This window comes from Aminobacter sp. P4_H6_2 (assembly GCF_056400805.1).
The window spans coordinates 1-2,819 of record NZ_JBFUKO010000666.1; the positions used below are offsets into that span (position 1 = coordinate 1).

Genomic DNA, 2,819 nt, shown 5'->3' on the forward strand with positions numbered 1-2,819 from the left:
CATGGCGATGCACAACGCCAGGATGATGACGATCAGGCCGGCTTCGCGCATCGAGGCGAGGCGGACGAAATTGATGCGCCGCGCGCCACCTTCTGCCTTGATATCGGCGTGCATGAGGGTTTCTCCCGCTTCCCTAGGCGACATTTTGGGCCTGCTTTTTTTGATTTGAAGAGTTCTGGACGCCAGAGGCCAGCATGATGATGGCTTCTTCGCCAAGCTCGTCCGCGCCGAGCTCGCCGGCGATGCTGCCTTCGCGCACCACCATGACGCGGTCGCACAGGCCGATGAGTTCCGGCAGCTCCGACGAGATGACGACAACGCCGACACCCCTAGCGGCAAGCTGGCGCAGCAGGCGATGGATCTCGACCTTGGCGCCGACATCGATGCCGCGCGTCGGCTCGTCCATGATGATGACTTTTGGGTCGATCGACAGCTGCTTGGCGATCGCAACCTTCTGCTGGTTGCCGCCGCTCAGCGTCGAGACGGCGACGTCGATGCCGGCCATGCGCACGCCGAGGCGCTTGGTCAGATCGGTCGCCTGGCGGTCCTCCGCCTTGCGGTCGAGCAGGCCGAGCGATCCGGTCAGCTTGCCAAGGTCGAGGGCCGAGATGTTTGCCGCGATCGGCATGTCAAGGAACACGCCCGAGCCCTTGCGGTCTTCGGAGAGGTAGACGAGGCCTGCCTTGACGGCGTCGCTGTAGTTGCGGATGCGAAGCGCTTTGCCATCGAGCGCGACGGTGCCTGACGTCGCCGGCCTCAACCCGCAGATGGTCTGCGCGATCTCGCTGCGGCCAGCGCCGATCAGGCCGCCAATGCCAAGAATTTCGCCGGCGCGCAGCTGCAATTTCACATCTGCGAAGCGGTCGCCGTCGGAAAGGTTTTCGACAGAGAGCAGCATGCGGCCAGGTTCTTGCGGCGCCAGCTTGTCGGGGTAGAGCTGGGTGATCTCGCGGCCGACCATCTTGCGCACGACATCATCGGGCGAGCTTTCGGCAATCGGGTCGGTGGCGACATAGTGGCCGTCACGGAAGACGGTGACGCGGTCGCACAGAGTGAAGATCTCTGCCATGCGATGGCTGATGTAGACCACCGAAATGCCGCGATCCTTGAGGCCGCGCACGATGGCAAACAGCCTTTGCGCTTCGCTTTCGGTCAGTGCTGCGGTGGGTTCGTCGAGCATCAGCACCTTGCAGTCGAGCGTCAGCGCCTTGGCGATCTCGACGAGTTGCTGGTTGGAAATGGAGAGGTCGGCGACCTTGGTGCGGACCGGGATAGGGGCGAGCAGGTCCATGACCTTCTGCGCGTCGGCATAAAGCTTCTGGAAATTCATCAGCGGCGCACGGCGGGCATTGATCGCGGCCATGTAGATGTTTTCGGCCACCGTCGCGTCCTGGCACAGCGCGATTTCCTGATGGACGAGCGCGATGCCGAGACGCTGGGCCACTGCCGGCGAGGGGATCGAAACAGCCGCCCCGTCGATCAGGATCTCGCCCCGGTCGGGCTGCAGCACGCCGGCGATCATGTTCATCAGCGTCGACTTGCCAGCACCATTTTCGCCGCACAGCGCATGGATTTCGCCGCGCCTGAGCTCGAACTGCACGTCGCTCAGCGCCTTGACCGGGCCGAACGCCTTGGACAGGCCGCGTATTTCAAGAATGGGCGTCTCTGTCACGCCATGCTCCTGCGATGGGCGCTGCGAGGGGGAAGGGGGCGCAAACCCCCTTCCGACTTTATCCGCCCCAACGAACCGTCGAGGCAAAGGATTTCGAGCTTATTCCTCGATGCCCTTGGTGCCGCGGCGCTGCAGGTATTTGTCCCAATAGAAATCGTCGGCGTTTTCGGCTGTCACGATGGAGAAGCCGTTGTCGACGAAGGGCACGCTCATGCCGTTGGCACCCGAACGCTTGGTGTCGTTCATCGGGTCGATCAGCTCAGGATGCTTGGCCATCCACAACAGCATGAAGCCCATATAGCCCTGCATGCCCTGGTTGGGATTGACCGATCCGTAGATCTCGCCGGCCTTGATCATGTCGAGGATCTTGGCGTTGACGTCGGCCAGCATGACCTTGATCTTGCCGCCGCCTTCCTTGGCTGCCTGGGCAGCACCGATGGCCGAATTGGCTTCCGGCATGAACACCGCGCCGAGATCAGGATGCGCCTGCGCCAGGGAGAGCACGGCCTGATAGGCCTTGGTCGGGTCCTGGTTCGAAGCCGCGCGGCCGACGAGCTTCATGTCGGGCCACTTGGCTTCCATGCGGGCGATGAAGGCCGAGACGCGCTTGTCGTGATTGTCCTGGCCGGGGTTTTCCAGCACGGCATATTCGCCCTTGCCGTCCATTGCCTTGGCAACGGCGTCGGCGGCATAGGTGCCTTCGGCCAGATTGTCCGAGGTGATGAACGAGACGCGCTTGGAATTGGGCGAGTCGGCGGCGAAGGTGACGACCGCCGTGCCCTGCTCGATGGCGCGGTTGATCGGCTCGATGAACGGATCGGAGTTCATCGGATGCACGAGAATGCCGGCCGGCTTCTGGGCCAGCGCCTGGTCGAAGGTGGCGATCTGCTTGTTGACGTCGTATTCGGGCGTGCCGGTATATTCTGTCTCGCAGCCGAACTGCTGGCCCGCCTGCTTGAACATCTCGTAGACCGGGAACCAGTATTCGACGCCCGAGACCATGACGTTCATGACGTATTTCTCACCCGGCTCGCACTTGAACGGGTTGGCGGTTTCGGCAAGCGCCTGGGTCGAAGCCAAACAGGTCGACGCAGCCGCCGCGATTGCGAGCGTGCTCAAAAATTTTCGCAAGTTTCCTCCCTTGGCC

Annotated in this window: 2 protein-coding genes; both read right to left on the reverse strand. The window is 62.6% G+C overall.

Features of this window, described 5'->3' with window-relative positions; genetic code table 11:
* Window positions 1-133: 133 nt before the first annotated feature.
* Window positions 134-1,672 (reverse strand): sugar ABC transporter ATP-binding protein, encoded by a 1,539-nt coding sequence (locus tag AC1DUU_RS28305; RefSeq protein WP_476786663.1) that lies wholly within the window; start codon window positions 1,670-1,672, stop codon window positions 134-136.
* A 99-nt stretch (window positions 1,673-1,771) separates the two neighbouring features.
* A complete protein-coding gene (locus AC1DUU_RS28310; protein ID WP_476786664.1) occupies window positions 1,772-2,803 on the reverse strand; it encodes a substrate-binding domain-containing protein in 1,032 nt (343 codons plus the stop codon).
* Window positions 2,804-2,819: the final 16 nt, after the last annotated feature.